Raw genomic sequence first — 16,666 nt, 5'->3', positions numbered from 1 at the left:
CTGCCCATTGGGGTGAATCCGCGGGGCCGGGTGGACAGACCCCTTCCGAGGGGGATCGTGGAGCGGGCGGCCGGGGGGGCTGTCCGCTCCACGACGGGGCCCGCCGCGTGGGCCGCGTCGTAGGCGGGTCAGCCGAAGACCGCGAGGCTCTTCGCCTTGCCGCGGCTCTCCTCGACCAGGGCGAGGAAGCGCCCCTCGGGGTCGAAGACGGCGACCGGGCTGGTCTCGTACGACGGCATGTCGAGCCGAACGCCGTTCGTCAGCAGGCCCGCCCGCTTCTCGTCCACGTCCCAGCGCGGGAAGGCCGCCGCGGCGGCGTCCGCGATCGGCATGACCGCGAAGTCCGCCTGGAGCTGGTCCAGTGTCTTCGCCGCGTCGAGCCCGTACGGGCCGACCCTGGTGCGCCGCAGCGCGGCCAGGTGTCCGCCGACGCCGAGCCCGGCGCCGAGGTCACGGGCGAGGGCGCGGATGTACGTACCGGAGGAGCAGACCACCGAGACGATCAGGTCGACGACGGGCGTCCCGTCCTCGGCCACCGCCTCGCGCACGTCGTGCACTTGGAAGGACGAGACCGTGACCGGCCTGGCCGGGATCTCGAACTCCTCGCCCTCGCGCACCCGCGAGTACGACCGCTTGCCGTCGATCTTGATGGCGCTGACCTTGGACGGCACCTGCATGATCGCGCCGCTCAGCGCGGCGACACCCGCGTCGATGCCTTCCCGGCGCACCCCGGAGGCGTCGACGGAGGCGATTATCCCGCCCTCCGCGTCGTCCGTGATGGTGGACTGGCCGAGCCGGATCGTACCGAGGTACTCCTTCTCGGTCAGTGCGAGGTGGCCGAGCAGCTTGGTGGCCTTCTCGATGCCGAGGACGAGCACCCCCGTGGCCATCGGGTCGAGGGTGCCCGCATGGCCGACGCGCCGGGTCTTGGCGATCCCGCGCATCTTGGCGACTACGTCGTGCGAAGTGAAGCCGGACGGCTTGTCGACAATGACAAGGCCGTCCGGCGTCGTGGTGGAACGCTTCATTCCGCGGTTTCGTCCTCGGTCTCGTCGTCCTCTTCGTCCTTGCGGTACGGGTCGGCGTCCCCGGCGTACGTCTTGCCGGTCGACACCTCGCGCACCTCGGCGTCCTTGGCACGCGCCTTGTCGAGGAGGTCCTCCATGGTGCGCGCGTTGTCCGGCAGGGCGTCCAGGACGAAGGCAAGGGACGGCGTGTGCCGCACCCCGGTCTGCCGGCCGACCTCGGAGCGCAGCACGCCCTTGGCACTCTCCAGCGCCTCCGCCGAGGCTGTGCGCTCCTCTTCGTCGCCGTAGACCGTGTAGAAGACCGTGGCCTCCCGCAGGTCACCGGTGACCCGGGCGTCCGTGATGGTCACGAAGCCCAGCCGCGGATCCTTGATACGCCGGTCCAGGGTCTCCGCGACCACGACCTGGATGCGGTCGGCCAGCTTGCGGGCCCGCGCTTTGTCGGTCACCGGTCCGTCTCCTCTTTCGCTTTCATTTCAGTCTTCGTCGCCGTGCAGCCGCCGTCGAACCGACAGCAGCTCCACCTCGGGCCGGGCGGCGATCATTCGCTCGCACCGGTCCAGTACGTCTGTGAGATGCCCCGTCTCCCCGGACACCACCGCCAGGCCGATCTCGGCCCTGCGGTGAAGGTCCTGGTCCCCGACTTCCGCCGCGCTCACTGCGAATTTGCGCTGCAGCTCGGCGACGATCGGGCGGACGATGGAGCGCTTCTCCTTCAACGACCGTACGTCGCCGAGGAGCAGATCGAAGGACAGTGTCCCCACATACATGTGTGTCCGGATGTCCCGCCGGTGCGGGTTCGTGTCCCCGCCAGGGCTTGGCAGGGACACAAGAACCGTACACGCAACGGCCGGGGCCGATCGACGGAAATAACGCTCCGGCGACCGGCCCCGACCGACGCTGTACGGATCAGCTGTGCGGATCAGCCGCGCGGCTTCTCCCGCATCTCATACGTCGCGATGACGTCGTCGATCTTGATGTCGTTGAAGTTGCCGAGGTTGATACCACCCTCGAACCCTTCGCGGATCTCGGTGACGTCGTCCTTGAAGCGGCGCAGACCCTGGATGTTGAGGTCCTCGGCCACGACCTTGCCGTCGCGGACGAGTCGCGCCTTCGTGTTGCGCTTGACCTCGCCCGAGCGGATGAGAACACCGGCGATGTTGCCCAGCTTGGACGAGCGGAAGACCTCTCGGATCTCCGCCGTACCGAGCTCGACCTCTTCGTACTCCGGCTTGAGCATCCCCTTGAGGGCTGCCTCGATCTCCTCGATGGCCTGGTAGATCACCGAGTAGTAGCGAACGTCGACGCCCTCGCGCTCCGCCATCTGCGCGGCGCGACCGGCCGCACGGACGTTGAAGCCGATGACGATGGCGTCGGAGCCCATCGCCAGGTCGATGTCGGACTCGGTGACCGCACCCACACCGCGGTGCAGAACCCGGATCTCGACCTCTTCGCCGACGTCGAGCTGGAGCAGCGAGGCCTCGAGAGCCTCCACCGAACCGGACGCGTCGCCCTTGATGATGATGTTGAGGTCCTGAATGAGACCGGCCTTGAGCACCGAGTCGAGGTCCTCGAGGGACACCCGGCGGGTGCGCTTGGCGAAGGCCGCGTTGCGCTCACGCGCCGCACGCTTCTCGGCGATCTGACGCGCCGTACGGTCCTCTTCGACGACGAGGAAGTTGTCGCCCGCGCCCGGGACGTTGGTGAGACCCAGGACCAGGACGGGGGTCGACGGACCCGCTTCCTCGACGTTGTTGCCGTTGTCGTCGAGCATCGCCCTGACGCGGCCGTACGCGTCACCGGCGACCATCGTGTCACCGACGCGGAGCGTTCCGCGCTGGACGAGGACGGTGGCGACTGCGCCGCGGCCCTTGTCGAGGTGAGCCTCGATGGCAATACCCTGCGCGTCCATCTCCGCGTTCGCACGGAGGTCGAGCGAGGCGTCCGCGGTGAGGACCACGGCCTCCAGCAGGCTCTCGATGTTGAGGCCCTGCCGTGCGGAGATGTCGACGAACATCGTGTCGCCGCCGTACTCCTCCGCCACCAGACCGAACTCGGTGAGCTGACCGCGCACCTTGACCGGGTCGGCACCCTCGACGTCGATCTTGTTGACCGCGACCACGATCGGCACGTTGGCCGCCTTGGCGTGGTTCAGCGCCTCGATCGTCTGCGGCATCACACCGTCGTTCGCCGCGACCACCAGGATCGCGATGTCGGTGGACTTCGCACCACGGGCACGCATGGCGGTGAACGCCTCGTGACCGGGGGTGTCGATGAAGGTGATGGCGCGCTCTTCACCGTTGACCTCGGTGGCGACCTGGTACGCACCGATGTGCTGCGTAATGCCACCGGCCTCGCCCGCGACGACGTTCGTCTTGCGGATGGCGTCGAGGAGGCGGGTCTTACCGTGGTCGACGTGACCCATGACGGTCACGACCGGCGGACGGGAGACGAGCATCTCCTCGCCGCCCTCGTTCTCACCGAACTCGATGGAGAAGGACTCGAGAAGCTCGCGGTCCTCTTCCTCCGGGCTGACGATCTCGAGAACGTAGTTCATCTCGTTCGCGAGGAGCTGCAGGGTGTCGTCGGAGACGGACTGGGTGGCCGTCACCATCTCGCCGACGTTCATCATCACGGCGACGAGCGACGCCGGGTTGGCGTTGATCTTCTCCGCGAAGTCGGTGAGGGAGGCACCACGCGACAGCCGGACCGTCTGGCCCTGGCCACGCGGCAGCATCACGCCGCCCACGGACGGGGCCTGCATGGCCTCGTACTCCTGGCGCCTCTGACGCTTCGACTTGCGGCCACGACGCGCGGGACCACCGGGACGGCCGAAGGCGCCCTGCGTTCCACCACGTGCGTTGGGACCACCGGGACGACCGCCACCGGGGCGACCGGCGAAACCGCCGCCACCACCGGGGCCACCGCCACCGGGACGGCCGGCGAAACCGCCGCCACCACCGGGACGACCGCCACCGGGACCTGCCGGACGACCGGCGAAGCCGCCGCCTGCGGGGCGACCCGCACCAGCGCCGCCACCGGGACGACCCGCGCCACCGGTACCGGGACCACGGCCACCGCCGGGGCCGCCACCGGGACGCGGCGTACCGGCCGCGGGACGCGTCGGCATCATGCCCGGGTTCGGACGGTTGCCCGCGGGGGCACCACCCGGACGCGGGGCGCCGCCCTGCGGACGGGGCATGCCACCGGGGGACGGACGAGCGCCGCCCTGGCCCTGCGGGCGCGGAGCGCCGCCGGGACCACTCTGCGGACGCGGAGCGCCACCGGGAGCCGCCGGAGCACCGGGGCGCGGGGCGCCGCCGGGACGGGGAGCGCCGGGACGCGCCATGCCGGTGGAGCCACCGGACGTGAACGGGTTGTTTCCGGGACGGGGACCCGCGGGGCGTGCACCGCCGGGCCGTCCGGGCTGCGACTGCTGGCCCGCGGGACGGGCCGGACGCTCGCCACCGCGGCGGTCGTCACGCGGGGCGCCGCCGTCACGGCCACCGTCACGCTGACCGGCGGCCGGAGCCGGACGGGCAGGGGACGCGGCGGGACGCGGACCGGGCGTGGCACCGGCGGGACGCGGGGCCTGCTGCGCGGGCGCAGCGGGCTGGGCCGGCTCCGGAGCCGAGAACTCGGCTACGGGCACCGGGGCCGGGGTGGGCTTGACCGGCGCGGGCTTGGGACCCGGACGCGGGCCTGCGGCCGGCGCGGACGTCTCGGGGGCGTTGCCCTGCGGGGCCTCGGCGGCGGCCGGCTTGGGGGCCGGCATGCCGGGCTTGGGACCCGCGGGACGTGCTGCCGCCTGGGCCGGGGCCTCGGCGGAGGGGGCCGTCGGGGACGGCTTGGCGGGCGCTGCCTTGCGGGGCGCGCCAGGCTTCGCGGCGGGCTTGGCGGCGTTGCCGCCGGGGCCCTGCAAAGCGTCAGTCAACTTACGTACTACCGGCGCCTCGATGGTCGAGGAAGCCGAACGGACGAATTCACCAAGTTCTTGGAGCTTGGCCATGACGACCTTGCTCTCAACACCGAACTCCTTGGCGAGTTCGTATACCCGGACCTTAGCCACTTCGCTCCTTTTAGGTCCGGGTTACCGCCGGACCGTCGCTACTTCATGGGCGTACTCATCGCGTACTCATCGAGTGCTCATCGCAATCTCGACCTACTTCCAACTCGCGAGGTACCTGACCGCACGGAGACCCGTGCCGTTCATTTCTTACGGTTCTTGCTGTGTCGCCTGCTCGACGAAACGGCTCAGCGCCGAGGTGTCGAGCGGTGCCCGGCCCCGAAAGGCCCGGACGAACGCCCGGCGGCGGACCGCCAGGGCGATGCAGACAGAGGCGGGGTGAACGTACGCACCCCGGCCGGGCAGCGTACCGCGTTGATCAGGGACACATTCGCCCTCGATCACCACGATGCGCAGCAGATCGCTCTTGGCCGCTCGCTCCCGGCACCCCACACAGGTTCGCTCAGGGCATGCGCGGGTATGCGTCCGGCCAGACACTATGAAGTCTACCTCCCCGTAGCGGCCTCACCCCAATGGGGCAAAAATCGAACGGTTGTTGTCGTGAACTTTGCCTCAGTCCTGGTCCGCTTGGTCCGAGGGCTGCTCGGTGTCGGAACGGATGTCGATCCGCCAGCCGGTCAGCCGGGCGGCCAGACGGGCGTTCTGCCCCTCCTTGCCGATCGCCAGTGACAGCTGGTAGTCGGGCACGATGACGCGGGCGGAACGGGCCGACATGTCCACGACCTCGACCTTGCTGACCCGGGCGGGCGACAGGGCGTTGGCGACCATCTCGGCCGGGTCGTCCGACCAGTCCACGATGTCGATCTTCTCGCCGAGCAGCTCGGCCATGACGTTGCGCACACGAGCGCCCATCGGGCCGATGCAGGCGCCCTTGGCGTTCAGGCCCGACCGCGTCGACCGTACGGCGATCTTGCTGCGGTGGCCGGCCTCGCGGGCGATCGCCTCGATGACGACCGAGCCGTCCGCGATTTCCGGGACCTCCAGCGCGAAGAGCTGACGCACCAGGTTGGGGTGGGTGCGCGACAGCGTCACGGAGGGGCCACGCACTCCCTTGGCCACCCGTACGACGTACGTACGCAGCCGCAGGCCGTGCTTGTAGTCCTCGCCCGGGACCTGCTCCTGGATCGGCAGGATGGCTTCCAGCTTGCCGATGTCGACCAGGACGTTCTTGGGGTCCCTGCCCTGCTGCACCACACCGGCGACAACGTCGCCCTCGCGGCCCGCGTACTCGCCGAAGGTGAGGTCGTCCGCCGCGTCACGCAGACGCTGGAGGATGACCTGCTTGGCGGTGCTCGCGGCGATCCGGCCGAAGTCGGACGGGGTGTCGTCGAAGTCCTTGGGCTCCTGGCCCTCTTCGAGGTCGGCCGGGTCCTCCTTCGCCCAGACCGTCACATGACCGTTCTCCCGGTCGAGCCGCACGCGCGCGTGGCGGCGGCTTCCGTCGGTGCGGTGGTAGGCGATGAGGAGGGCCGACTCGATCGCCTCGACCAGCAGGTCGAAGGAGATCTCCTTTTCTTTCGCCAAGCCCATCAGGAGCTTTACGTCGATATCCATGGCTACGCCTCCTCTTCCTTCTTGTCCTTGCGGTTGAACTCGATCTCGACGCGGGCCTTGGCGATCTCAGCGAAGGCGACCCGACGGGCCTTGGGCTTGCGCCCCTTGACGCCCGGCACTTCGAGGTCGAGTCCCTCGTCGTCCACAGTCAGAACGCGCGCGATCAGCTCTTCGGCCGGGTCGGCCGCAGCGGCCGCATCGGCCTCGGGGGGCCCGTTGAGCTGGAGCTTCACCAGGCGACCGGTGGCGCGTACGTAATGGCGGTGCTCCGTCAGCGGGCGGTCCGCACCCGGCGAGCCGACTTCGAGGACGTACTCGTCCTCACCCATCGCGTCCGTCTCGTCGAGCTTCTCGGAGATGGCGCGGCTCAGCTCGGCACAGGTGTCCAGCTCCACGCCGTCGTCGGAGTCCACAGTGATGCGCAGCATGCGGCGCTTGCCCGCCCGGGACACCTCGATGTCTTCCAGATCGAGGCCCTCTGCGCTGACCAGTGGTTCCAGGAGTCCGCGCAGCCTGTCGCTCTGGGTGGTGCTCATCCGGGTGACTCCTCGGCCGCGTGTGCTGTTGTGTGGATCGTCGCGTGTCAGATCAAAGGGTATCCGGTCCCGGGGGGTGTTGCCGTCCGCCTCCTGCGGACCCGCAGGTACGCTCGCCTGCGGTGATCACCGCAGAGCCCAGAGGGAGACACACGTGCGGCGCACGGGAACGACACGCAGGCGTGCGCTCGGCGTGACCGGGGCCGCGGCGGCCGGACTGCTGACCTCCGCTTGCGCGGAGGACTCCGGTCCGCGCGGCAGGGAGGGCTCGGCCCCGGGCGCCCGCAGCGCCGCGGAATCGGCGGCGGCGGAGAAGGTGCTGCGCCGGAACGCCGCACGGACCCGCCGCGAGCTGCTGGCGCACTACGACGCCGTCATCGCCGCGCATCCCGCCGCGTCGGACCGGCTGAAGCCGCTGCGCGGGGCGGTGGCCGAACAGGCGGACGCGCTGCGGGGCCCGGCAGCCCCCGCGCCCTCATCCCCGTCCCCGTCTCGGTCGAAGGCGACCCCCGCGCCGGCTCCGGCCGTCGCCCCCGAGCGCAGGACGGCGCTCAAGGAGCTGGCCGCGGCGGAGCGCCGCTGCGCCGACACGCACGGTGCGGCGCTCGTGGGCGCCCCGCCCGAGCTGGCCCGGCTGCTGGCCTCCGTCGCGGCGGCCGGCGCCGCCCACGCGTATCTGCTGACCGAGGGGGACCCCAAGTGAGCAGCGGCGCCGCCCCGGACCCGACGCAGGCCGTGCAGGCCGCGCTCGCCGCCGAGCACGCCGCCGTGTACGGGTACGGGGTCGTCGGCGGCCGGGTCGGCGACGACCGTGGGAGCGAGGCCCGGGAGGCGTACGACGCCCACCGCGCCCGGCGTGACGCGCTGGAGCGGACCGTGCGGGACCTGGGCGCGACGCCGGTGGCCGCGGCGGCGGCGTACGCGCTGCCGTTTCCGGTGCCGGACGCGGCGGCGGCGGTACGGCTCGCGGCGGAGCTGGAGGACCGGGTGGCCGGCGTCTACTCCGATCTCGTGCGGGCCGCCGGGGGCGCGCTGCGACGCGAGGCGGCGGGGGCCCTGCGGGAGGCGGCAGTGCGCGCCGTGCGCTGGCGGGGACGCAGCGTAGCCTTTCCTGGGCTCGCCGAGCTGACCACCTCGGCCGTGAGCCGCACGCAGTGAGGCCGGGCCCCGCTTCGGACCGGCTGCGCTGATCGGCTCATGAATCGCCTTCTGAAGGGGACACCACACGTATGGCTTTCGAACCGCCGCAGCGGCTTGTACGGGCGCTCGGCGAGGCGCACGGGGACAGTGCCGCCGCAGACTGGCTCGGGCGGCTGCCCGGGATCGCCGAGGAGGCACTGTCGCGGCGGAAGCTGGACGTCGAGCGGGTGCAGGCACCGGGCGGCCGGAGCAGCCTGGTCATTCTCGTGCGGCAGCAGGACGGCAGCCCCGCGGCGCTGAAGATCGCCCCCGAGCGGACCGGGGCCGACCTGGAGCGGGCCGCCCTGGCGCACTGGAACGGCTGGGGCGTGGTCAAGCTCCTCGACGACGAGGCGGACGACTGCTCGCTGCTCCTGGAGCGGCTGCACCCGGAGGTCTCGCTGCGGTCGTTGCCGGAGGCCAAGGCTTTGCTGGAGGCGGCCGGCACGGTGCGGCGGCTGTGGATCGAGCCGCCCCCGAATCACTCCTTCGAGACCGTCGCCGAGCGCACCGCACGCCAGGCCGAGCCGATGCGTGGCGCCGACCCGGCGTTCGCTCCGCTGGTGGACGCGGCGCTCGCGGCGCGCGACGAGCTGACCGCGTCCGCCGCCGAGTTGCTCCTGCTGCACGGCAACTTCCGGCAGGGCAAAGTGCTCGGCGGCGACCGGGCGCCATGGCTGGCGGTCGGGCCCGAGCCGCTGGTCGGCGAGCGGGCGTACGATCTGGCCCGCCTCGTCCGCGACCGGGTCGAGGACCTGGTCGCCGCGTCCGGCGGCCCCTCGGCCACCCGCCGACGGGTGAACAAGCTCGCCGACTCGCTGGAGGTCGACCGGGCCCGGCTGCACGGCTGGACACTGTTTCGCGCGGTGGAGTCGGGCGTACGGGCGATGGCGGCGGGCCGCGACCAGGACGGCGAGCTCCTGCTGGAGTTCGCGGGCTGGCTGTAGGTGGCGGGCTGCGGGTGGGTGGGCCGACAACCTTGGTCCACCTCAACCCGAAGGGCGTCCCGGGGCTCGCCCCCGGTTTCAGGAAGGGGCGGGTAGGGGACTCGCGCCGCAGGCAACCCGCACCGCACCCCTGCTCGGCCCCCACAGCCCACCACAGACCGCGCGAGGGCCCCACGCAGTCGCGCGGGGCCCTCGCCGTTACCTGTGGACGCGTCAGGCGGTCAGCCGGGCAATCGCCTCGTCCACCGTCAGCTCCTCGCGCTCGCCCGTCCGGCGGTCTTTGAGCTCCACGACGCCCTCGGCGCTCCGGCGGCCCGCCACCAGGATCTTCGGTACGCCGATGAGCTCCGCGTCGGTGAACTTCACACCCGGCGAGACACCCGCCCGCTCGTCGACCAGCACCCGCAGGCCGGCCGCGGCCAGCTTGTCCGCGACCTCGACGGCCAGCTCGGTCTGGAGCGCCTTGCCCGCCGCCACGACGTGCACGTCGGCCGGGGCGATCTCGGCGGGCCAGCACAGGCCCTGCCCGTCGGCGGTCTGCTCGGCGAGCGCCGCGACCGCGCGGGAGACGCCGATGCCGTACGAGCCCATGGTGACGCGGACCGGCTTGCCCTGCTGGCCGAGCACGTCGAGCTGGAAGGTGTCGGCATACTTGCGGCCGAGCTGGAAGATGTGACCGATCTCGATCGCGCGGTCCAGCTTGAGGCCGGTGCCGCAGGAAGGGCAGGGGTCGCCCTCTTCGACGACCACGACGTCGAGGTAGTCGTCGACCTCGAAGTCCCGGCCCGCGACGACGTTCTTCGCGTGCTTGCCGTCCTTGTTCGCGCCGGTGATCCAGGCGGTGCCGGGGGCGACCCGCGGGTCGGCGATGTAGCGGATCTTGCCGAGACCCTGCGGGCCGACGTAACCCCGTACGAGATCGTCGCGGCCCTCGAAGTCCTCGGCCGTCACCAGCTCGACGACGGCGGGCGTCAGGTGCTCGCCCAGCTTGCCCAGGTCGACCTCCCGGTCACCGGGGACGCCGACGGCGACGATCTCGCCGTCGACCTTGACCAGCAGGTTCTTGAGGGTCGCCGACGCCGGTACGCCCAGGTACGCGGCGAGGGTCTCGATCGTCGGGGTGTCCGGGGTGTCCAGCTCCTCGACGGGTGCGTGCGCGGAGCCGTCGACCGCCGGGGTGCTGAAGGTGACGGCCTCGGTGTTGGCCGCGTAGTCGCAGGCCGGGCAGTCCACGAAGGTGTCCTCGCCGGCCGCGGCCGGGGCGAGGAACTCCTCGGACGCCGAGCCGCCCATCGCGCCGGAGACCGCGGACACGATGCGGTAGTCGAGGCCGAGGCGCGCGAAGATCTTCTGGTACGCGGCGCGGTGCAGGGCGTACGACTCGGCGAGACCCTCGTCCGTGGTGTCGAAGGAGTACGAGTCCTTCATCTGGAACTCACGGCCACGCAGCACGCCGGAGCGCGGACGCGCCTCGTCGCGGTACTTCGTCTGGATCTGGTAGAGCATCACCGGCAGGTCCTTGTAGGACGTGCACTGGTCCTTGACGATCTGGGTGAAGATCTCCTCGTGCGTCGGTCCGAGGAGGTAGTCGCCGCCCTTGCGGTCCTTGAGGCGGAACAGCAGGTCGCCGTACTCCTGCCAACGACCGCTCGCCTCGTATGGCTCCTTGGGCAGCAGCGCCGGCAGCAGGACCTCCTGCGCGCCGATGTCGTCCATCTCCTCGCGCACGACGCGCGAGATGTTGTCGAGGACCCGCTTGCCCAGCGGCAGCCAGGACCAGATCCCCGCCGCGTTCCGGCGGACGTACCCGGCGCGCACCAGCAGCTTGTGGCTGAGCGTCTCTGCGTCGGCCGGGTCGTCGCGCAGTGTTTTGACCATGAGACGGGACATGCGCTGGACCTGGGTCATGGTGAACTCCTGCGAAGAAAGTGTGATGGGCAGGAGGTTAGCCGTGCGGCGGGGGCGCCGGGAAATCGGTTATGCGCGGCGGGGCAGTGGGAGAGGCGCTCCCATGACGGCGTACGGCTTGGGCGCGCTGGGAAATAGGACCTGCCGAGCGAGGTCCGCGTACCCCAGCGTCCGGTACAGCCCGCGGGCCGGGCTCTCGGTGTCGATGGCCGAGAGGATGGAGCGCGGCTGGTCGGCGGCGTCCGTGAGCATGGTGATCAGCTGCCGGCCGACGCCCCGCGCCTGGAAGCCGGGATGCACGTGCAGCTCGGTGATGACGAAGGAGTCGTCCAGCCAGCTGTCGCGGCCGGTGTCGCGCAGATAGGGCTGAACGACCGTCGACCACCAGTGCGTACGGTCGTTGGGCATCCCGTACACGAATCCGACGAGCCGCCCGTCGGGCGTCGTCGCGCCGAGGGCGAGCGCACCGGGGTTGAGGAGATGCCGCAGGACGAGGTGACGGCGTACGCCGATCTCGTCCTCGCTGAGCCCGAAGGCGACGGCCTGCACGGCGAGTGCCTCGTCCACACGCACGGCGAGATCGACGGGTCCGACCACGATGTCGGGGGTCCGGGGATCGCCGCCGGGGAGAGGTGCCATGCAGCGCACCCTACTGGGCCGCCGGGTCAGAACAACACGCTCATGAACGCGCCCACCTCGCGGAAGCCGACCCTCCGGTACGACGCGCGGGCCGCGGTGTTGAAGTCGTTGACGTAGAGGCTGACGACGGGCGCGACATCGGCCAGTGCGTGGCGCAGCACCGCGGCCATGCCGGTCTCCGAGAGGCCACGGCCGCGGTATTCGGGGGCCACCCAGACGCCCTGGATCTGGCAGGCCTGGGGGGTCGCGGCGCCGATCTCGGCCTTGAAGACGACCTTGCCGTCGTCGATACGGGCGAAGGACCGCCCGGCGGCGACCAGTTCGGCCACCCTGGCCTGGTAGAGCAGCCCGCCGTCGCCGGCCAGCGGCGAGACGCCGACCTCCTCGGTGAACATCGCCACGCACGCGGGCATGATCACGTCCAGCTGGTCCTTGTGGATGCGCTGGACGCCGGGGTCGGGCTCGACGCCGGGCGGCAGCTGCTCAGTGACCATGAGCGGCTGGTTCGCGCGTACGTCGCGGGCGGGGCCCCAGTTCGGTTCGAGCAGCCGCCACAGCTCGGCGGTCGGCTCGGTGGGGCCGACGATGGACGAGCAGCGGCGGCCGGCCCTGCGGGCTCGCTCGGCGAAGGCGCGTACCGCTTCGGGGGTGGCGCAGATCGGGACGAGGTTGGCGCCGGAGTAGCACAGCGAGCGCAGCCGGCCGTCGGCGTACCAACCCCACATCTCACCGCCGAGCCGCCACGGGTCGAGGCCGGCGACCTGGACGCGGGAGGTCACGAAGGCATTGACGACGGGCTCGCTCTCAAGGATGGCAAGCGCTGCGCCGAGTTCGCCGGGGTCGAGGACCCGGGTTGCGGTCTGAGTCAACACGTGAGGGGCCTCACCGTACGGTCTGCTGATCTCCGCACTGTACCTGGCGCTTCCGCGGAGTGCCTCAAACGGCCCGGAGCCGCGCCATCGGCGGGGCTCCGGGGGTGGTCGATGCGGTGGGGCGGGGTCAGCCGCTGACGGAGACCGCGGGCTCGCCCGACGCGATGCCGTCCTTCTCCATCTGTTCGGCGATCTTCATGGCTTCCTCGATGAGGGTCTCCACGATCTTCGACTCCGGGACCGTCTTGATGATCTCGCCCTTGACGAAGATCTGCCCCTTGCCATTGCCCGAAGCCACCCCCAGATCAGCCTCACGCGCCTCACCCGGACCGTTCACCACACAGCCCATCACCGCGACACGCAGCGGAACCTCCAAACCATCCAGACCCGCCGCAACCTGATCCGCCAGCTTGTACACATCCACCTGCGCCCGCCCACACGACGGACACGACACAATCTCCAGCCGCCGCTGCTTCAGATTCAACGACTCCAGAATCTGCAGCCCGACCTTGACCTCCTCCACCGGAGGCGCCGACAACGACACCCGGATCGTGTCCCCGATGCCCTCGCTCAGCAACGCACCGAAAGCCACCGCCGACTTGATCGTCCCCTGGAACGCGGGACCCGCCTCCGTCACACCCAAATGCAACGGATAATCCGACCTCGCCGCCAGCAACCGGTACGCATTGACCATCACCACCGGATCGTTGTGCTTCACCGAGATCTTGATGTCACCGAACCCGTGCTCCTCGAACAGCGACGCCTCCCACAACGCCGACTCCACCAGAGCCTCCGGCGTCGCCTTCCCGTACTTCGCCATCAACCGCGCGTCCAACGACCCCGCATTGACCCCGATACGGATCGGCGTCCCCGTCGCCGAAGCCGCCTTCGCGATCTCCTTGACCTTGTCGTCGAACTGCTTGATATTGCCCGGATTCACCCGCACCGCCGCACACCCGGCATCAATCGCCGCGAACACATACTTCGGCTGGAAATGAATGTCCGCGATCACCGGAATCTGCGACTTCCCCGCGATCGTCGCCAACGCATCCGCATCATCCTGCGTCGGACACGCCACCCGCACGATCTGACAACCCGAAGCCGTCAACTCGGCGATCTGCTGCAGTGTCGCCCCAATGTCCGACGTCCGCGTCGTCGTCATCGACTGCACCGAAACAGGCGCATCCCCGCCAACGGCGACGGTGCCAACCTGGATCTTGCGGCTGACCCTCCGGTCGGCGAGCTTCGTCGGAACGTCAGGCATTCCGAGAGAAATTGCAGTCATCTGCTGTGCAACCCCAAGGTGTGGATCAAGGTCCCGAGATCGGCGGGCTCCAGTCTTCGAGGTTACGTCACCTCGAATGGCCGGAGCGCACCACGTCGACATATCCACTCGATGGTGGCCCCCGGTTGTCAGGAGATACGTACGGGATTCACCACGTCGGCCACCAGGACGAGCGCGGTGAAGCAGATGAAGATCCCGGCGACGACATAGGCGAGCGGCATCAGCTTGGCGACGTCGAAGGGGCCCGGGTCGGGGCGCCGGAAGACCTTCGCCAGGTTGCGTCGCAGGGACTCCCACAGGGCTCCCGCGATGTGTCCGCCGTCGAGTGGCAGCAGCGGCAGCATGTTGAAGAGGAACAGCGAGAGGTTGAAACCGGCGATGAGGAACAGCATCATCCCCACCATGCTCTCCACGGGCAGGCCGAGCCCGAAGATCTCGCCGCCGACGCGGGCCGCGCCGACCACGCCCATCGGGGAGTCCGCCTTGCGCTCCTCGCCGTTGAACGCCGCGTTCCACAGATCCGGGACCTTGGACGGCAGAGCGATGAGTGAGTCCACTCCGGACTCGATGAAGACGCCCATCCGGTCCACCGACTCGACGAAGGTCAGCGGCACCACGGCCGTGCCGGGGCCGAAGCCGAGATAGCCGGCGTTGACGTACTGGTCGGCGATCGGCTGCCCCTGGTCGTCCTTCTTGGCGACCTTGTTGGCGATCAGCGTCGCCTGCAGCACCTGCTGCGCACCGGCGCGCTCGACCGTGATCGTGGCGGGACCGACGGTGTCGCGGATACGGTCCGACAGCGTGGCCCAGTCGTCGACGGCCCTGCCGTTGAAGGCGACGATCCTGTCGCCCTTCTGCAGGCCGGCCGCCTTGGCGGGCGACGCGGGGTCGCTCTTGCGGCAGCTGCGGTTCTCGCTCTGCGCGACGACGCAGGGCACGACCTCGTTGACCGTGGTCGTCTGCTGGTTGAGGCCGATCGTCATCATCACGCCGCCGAAGATCGCCACGGCGAGGATGAGGTTCATGAAGGGACCGGCGAACATCACGATCACGCGCTTCCACGGCTTGCGCGTGTAGAAGAGCCGGGTCTCGTCACCGGGCTGCAGTTCCTCGTACGCCGCCGAACGGGCGTCCTCGATCATGCCGCGCCAGGGTGACGTCGACCTTGCCTCGATGCGGCCGTCCGCACCGGGCGGGAACATCCCGATCATGCGGATGTAGCCACCGAGCGGGATCGCCTTGATGCCGTACTCCGTGTCGCCCTTTTTCCGCGACCAGACGGTCGGGCCGAAGCCGACCATGTACTGCGGGACCCGGACGCCGAAGAGCTTGGCGGTCGAGAGGTGCCCCAGCTCGTGCCAGCCGATGGAGAAGAGCAGCCCTGCAAAGAAGATGACTATCCCGAGGACCGTCAACAGGATCGTCGTCATGCGCGAGCCTCCGCTGTTGCCTGTACCGCAAGTTCACGTGCCCGGGCTCGTGCCCAGGTCTCCGCTTCCAGGACGTCCGCGACGGTGAGCGAGGTTCCCGTTTCGGGGGTGCCATGCTCTGCCACGACTTCGGCGACCGTATCCACGATTCCGTTGAACGGCAGCCTGCCGGCGAGAAACGCGTCGACGCACTCCTCGTTCGCGGCATTGAACACCGCGGGGGCCGTACCTCCGAGCGTACCGACATGACGGGCGAGTCCCACGGCCGGGAACGCGTCCTGGTCCAGCGGGTAGAACTCCCAGGTCGACGCCTTCGACCAGTCGAAGGCCGGGGCCGCGCCCGGGACCCGCTCGGGCCAGCCGATGCCGATCGCGATCGGACCGCGCATGTCGGGCGGGGTGGCCTGGGCGAGCGTGGACCCGTCGGTGAACTCGACCATGGAGTGCACATAGGACTGCGGGTGGACGACGACCTCGATGCGCTCGAAGGGGATGTCGTACAGAAGGTGGGCCTCGATGACCTCAAGCCCCTTGTTGACCAGCGTGGCCGAGTTGATGGTGATGACCGGGCCCATGGCCCAGGTGGGGTGCGCGAGGGCCGCCTCGGGGGTGACCTCGGCCAGCTCGGCCTTCGTACGGCCGCGGAAGGGCCCGCCGGACGCCGTGACGACGAGCTTGCGCACATCGGCGCGGGTGCCGCCCGCCAGCGCCTGGAAGAGCGCCGCGTGCTCGGAGTCGACCGGGATGATCTGGCCGGGCTTGGCCAGCGCCTTCACCAGGGGGCCGCCGACGATCAGCGACTCCTTGTTCGCGAGGGCCAGGGTGCGGCCCGCTTCGAGGGCGGCGAGGGTCGGCGCGAGGCCGATGGAGCCGGTGATGCCGTTGAGAACGGTGTGGCAGTCGGACGCGGCGAGCCCGCTCGCAGCGTCGGGCCCCGCGAGGATCTCGGGTACCCGCTCCCCCGCGCCGTACTGCGCGCTCAGCGCCTCGCGCAGCGCGGGCACCGCGTCCTCTCGGGCGACCGCCACGGTACGTACCCGCAGCTGCCGCGCCTGTTCGGCGAGCAGCCCGACCCGGCCGCCCGCCGCGGAGAGCGCGGTGACGCGGAAGCGATCGGGGTTGCGCAGGACCAGGTCGATGGCCTGGGTGCCGATGGACCCGGTGGAGCCGAGGACGACGAGGTCCCGGCGGCCTTCGGACGCGTCGAAGGCGATGTGCGGATCGGCGAGGGGGGCTGGGCTGTCGCTCATGCCCCCCATTG

General features: G+C 70.4%; 16 protein-coding genes. 3 read left to right on the top strand and 13 right to left on the bottom strand.

The features are described from left to right. Nucleotides 1-128: 128 nt before the first annotated feature. The 7 genes from truB to rimP all read right to left on the bottom strand — a co-directional run bounded on the left by truB (nt 129) and on the right by rimP (nt 7,145). Nucleotides 129-1,028 carry a tRNA pseudouridine(55) synthase TruB gene (gene truB, locus ACLLJJ_RS30375; RefSeq protein WP_434597257.1) on the bottom strand — a complete coding sequence of 300 codons (900 nt, stop codon included), beginning with the start codon at nt 1,026-1,028 and terminating at the stop codon, nt 129-131. After that, on the bottom strand, nt 1,025-1,477 hold the full coding sequence (rbfA, locus tag ACLLJJ_RS30370; protein ID WP_347125730.1) for a 30S ribosome-binding factor RbfA: 453 nt from the start codon (nt 1,475-1,477) through the stop codon (nt 1,025-1,027). The genes truB and rbfA overlap by 4 nt, the downstream gene beginning before the upstream one ends. Nucleotides 1,478-1,504: 27 nt before the next feature. Then, nucleotides 1,505-1,798, bottom strand: coding sequence for a DUF503 domain-containing protein (locus ACLLJJ_RS30365; protein ID WP_283515848.1), 294 nt, complete (start codon nt 1,796-1,798; stop codon nt 1,505-1,507). A gap of 152 nt (nt 1,799-1,950) precedes the next feature. Continuing rightward, nucleotides 1,951-5,097 carry a translation initiation factor IF-2 gene (infB, locus tag ACLLJJ_RS30360; protein ID WP_434597254.1) on the bottom strand — a complete coding sequence of 1,049 codons (3,147 nt, stop codon included), beginning with the start codon at nt 5,095-5,097 and terminating at the stop codon, nt 1,951-1,953. A 147-nt stretch (nt 5,098-5,244) separates the two neighbouring features. Beyond that, nucleotides 5,245-5,532: a YlxR family protein gene (locus ACLLJJ_RS30355; RefSeq protein ID WP_434597251.1), complete on the bottom strand. Its 288-nt coding sequence runs from the start codon at nt 5,530-5,532 to the stop codon at nt 5,245-5,247. A gap of 75 nt (nt 5,533-5,607) precedes the next feature. Continuing rightward, nucleotides 5,608-6,609, bottom strand: coding sequence for a transcription termination factor NusA (gene nusA, locus ACLLJJ_RS30350; RefSeq protein WP_434597249.1), 1,002 nt, complete (start codon nt 6,607-6,609; stop codon nt 5,608-5,610). A 2-nt stretch (nt 6,610-6,611) separates the two neighbouring features. Continuing rightward, the gene (gene rimP, locus ACLLJJ_RS30345; RefSeq protein ID WP_434597247.1) at nt 6,612-7,145 is read right to left on the bottom strand and encodes a ribosome maturation factor RimP; all 534 of its coding nucleotides are present in this window, start codon (nt 7,143-7,145) and stop codon (nt 6,612-6,614) included. 154 nt (nt 7,146-7,299) lie between these two features. Between rimP and ACLLJJ_RS30340 the strand changes: the two genes are divergently transcribed. The 3 genes from ACLLJJ_RS30340 (at nt 7,300) to ACLLJJ_RS30330 (ending at nt 9,271) form a co-directional block, all read left to right on the top strand. Next, on the top strand, nt 7,300-7,848 hold the full coding sequence (locus tag ACLLJJ_RS30340) for a hypothetical protein (RefSeq protein ID WP_434597244.1): 549 nt from the start codon (nt 7,300-7,302) through the stop codon (nt 7,846-7,848). Continuing rightward, a complete protein-coding gene (locus ACLLJJ_RS30335) occupies nt 7,845-8,303 on the top strand; it encodes a ferritin-like domain-containing protein (RefSeq protein WP_434597242.1) in 459 nt (152 codons plus the stop codon). The genes ACLLJJ_RS30340 and ACLLJJ_RS30335 overlap by 4 nt, the downstream gene beginning before the upstream one ends. A 71-nt stretch (nt 8,304-8,374) precedes the next feature. Then, nucleotides 8,375-9,271: an aminoglycoside phosphotransferase family protein gene (locus ACLLJJ_RS30330; protein WP_434597239.1), complete on the top strand. Its 897-nt coding sequence runs from the start codon at nt 8,375-8,377 to the stop codon at nt 9,269-9,271. A 213-nt stretch (nt 9,272-9,484) separates the two neighbouring features. On the opposite strand, the gene ACLLJJ_RS30325 is transcribed toward ACLLJJ_RS30330, so the two are convergent. The 6 genes from ACLLJJ_RS30325 to dxr all read right to left on the bottom strand — a co-directional run bounded on the left by ACLLJJ_RS30325 (nt 9,485) and on the right by dxr (nt 16,664). Further along, nucleotides 9,485-11,179: a proline--tRNA ligase gene (locus tag ACLLJJ_RS30325; protein ID WP_434597237.1), complete on the bottom strand. Its 1,695-nt coding sequence runs from the start codon at nt 11,177-11,179 to the stop codon at nt 9,485-9,487. A gap of 69 nt (nt 11,180-11,248) precedes the next feature. Beyond that, nucleotides 11,249-11,818 (bottom strand): GNAT family N-acetyltransferase, encoded by a 570-nt coding sequence (locus ACLLJJ_RS30320; RefSeq protein WP_434597235.1) that lies wholly within the window; start codon nt 11,816-11,818, stop codon nt 11,249-11,251. A gap of 26 nt (nt 11,819-11,844) precedes the next feature. After that, nucleotides 11,845-12,687: a GNAT family N-acetyltransferase gene (locus tag ACLLJJ_RS30315; RefSeq protein WP_434597233.1), complete on the bottom strand. Its 843-nt coding sequence runs from the start codon at nt 12,685-12,687 to the stop codon at nt 11,845-11,847. A gap of 130 nt (nt 12,688-12,817) precedes the next feature. Then, nucleotides 12,818-13,975, bottom strand: a complete 1,158-nt coding sequence (gene ispG, locus ACLLJJ_RS30310) for a flavodoxin-dependent (E)-4-hydroxy-3-methylbut-2-enyl-diphosphate synthase (RefSeq protein WP_434597231.1) — start codon at nt 13,973-13,975, stop codon at nt 12,818-12,820. A 128-nt stretch (nt 13,976-14,103) separates the two neighbouring features. Continuing rightward, a complete protein-coding gene (locus ACLLJJ_RS30305; protein ID WP_434597229.1) occupies nt 14,104-15,405 on the bottom strand; it encodes a M50 family metallopeptidase in 1,302 nt (433 codons plus the stop codon). Then, a complete protein-coding gene (gene dxr / locus ACLLJJ_RS30300; protein ID WP_434597227.1) occupies nt 15,402-16,664 on the bottom strand; it encodes a 1-deoxy-D-xylulose-5-phosphate reductoisomerase in 1,263 nt (420 codons plus the stop codon). The genes ACLLJJ_RS30305 and dxr overlap by 4 nt, the downstream gene beginning before the upstream one ends. Between the last annotated feature and the right edge of the window lie 2 nt (nt 16,665-16,666).

Origin of the sequence: Streptomyces sp. A5-4 (assembly GCF_051131715.1) — a bacterium.
Taxonomy (GTDB): Bacteria; Actinomycetota; Actinomycetes; order Streptomycetales; family Streptomycetaceae; genus Streptomyces.
Note: the sequence above shows the minus strand (reverse complement) of the source record. Positions and strands in the feature narration are given on the sequence as shown.

Coding starts and splice junctions, on each gene's coding strand:
- truB (WP_434597257.1), bottom strand. CDS start 1,028: ATGAAGCGTTCCACCACGACGCCGGACGGCCTTGTCATTGTCGACAAG.
- ACLLJJ_RS30365 (WP_283515848.1), bottom strand. CDS start 1,798: ATGTATGTGGGGACACTGTCCTTCGATCTGCTCCTCGGCGACGTACGG.
- nusA (WP_434597249.1), bottom strand. CDS start 6,609: ATGGATATCGACGTAAAGCTCCTGATGGGCTTGGCGAAAGAAAAGGAG.
- rimP (WP_434597247.1), bottom strand. CDS start 7,145: ATGAGCACCACCCAGAGCGACAGGCTGCGCGGACTCCTGGAACCACTG.
- ACLLJJ_RS30330 (WP_434597239.1), top strand. CDS start 8,375: ATGGCTTTCGAACCGCCGCAGCGGCTTGTACGGGCGCTCGGCGAGGCG.
- ACLLJJ_RS30325 (WP_434597237.1), bottom strand. CDS start 11,179: ATGACCCAGGTCCAGCGCATGTCCCGTCTCATGGTCAAAACACTGCGC.
- ACLLJJ_RS30320 (WP_434597235.1), bottom strand. CDS start 11,818: ATGGCACCTCTCCCCGGCGGCGATCCCCGGACCCCCGACATCGTGGTC.
- ispG (WP_434597231.1), bottom strand. CDS start 13,975: ATGACTGCAATTTCTCTCGGAATGCCTGACGTTCCGACGAAGCTCGCC.
- ACLLJJ_RS30305 (WP_434597229.1), bottom strand. CDS start 15,405: ATGACGACGATCCTGTTGACGGTCCTCGGGATAGTCATCTTCTTTGCA.
- dxr (WP_434597227.1), bottom strand. CDS start 16,664: ATGGGGGGCATGAGCGACAGCCCAGCCCCCCTCGCCGATCCGCACATC.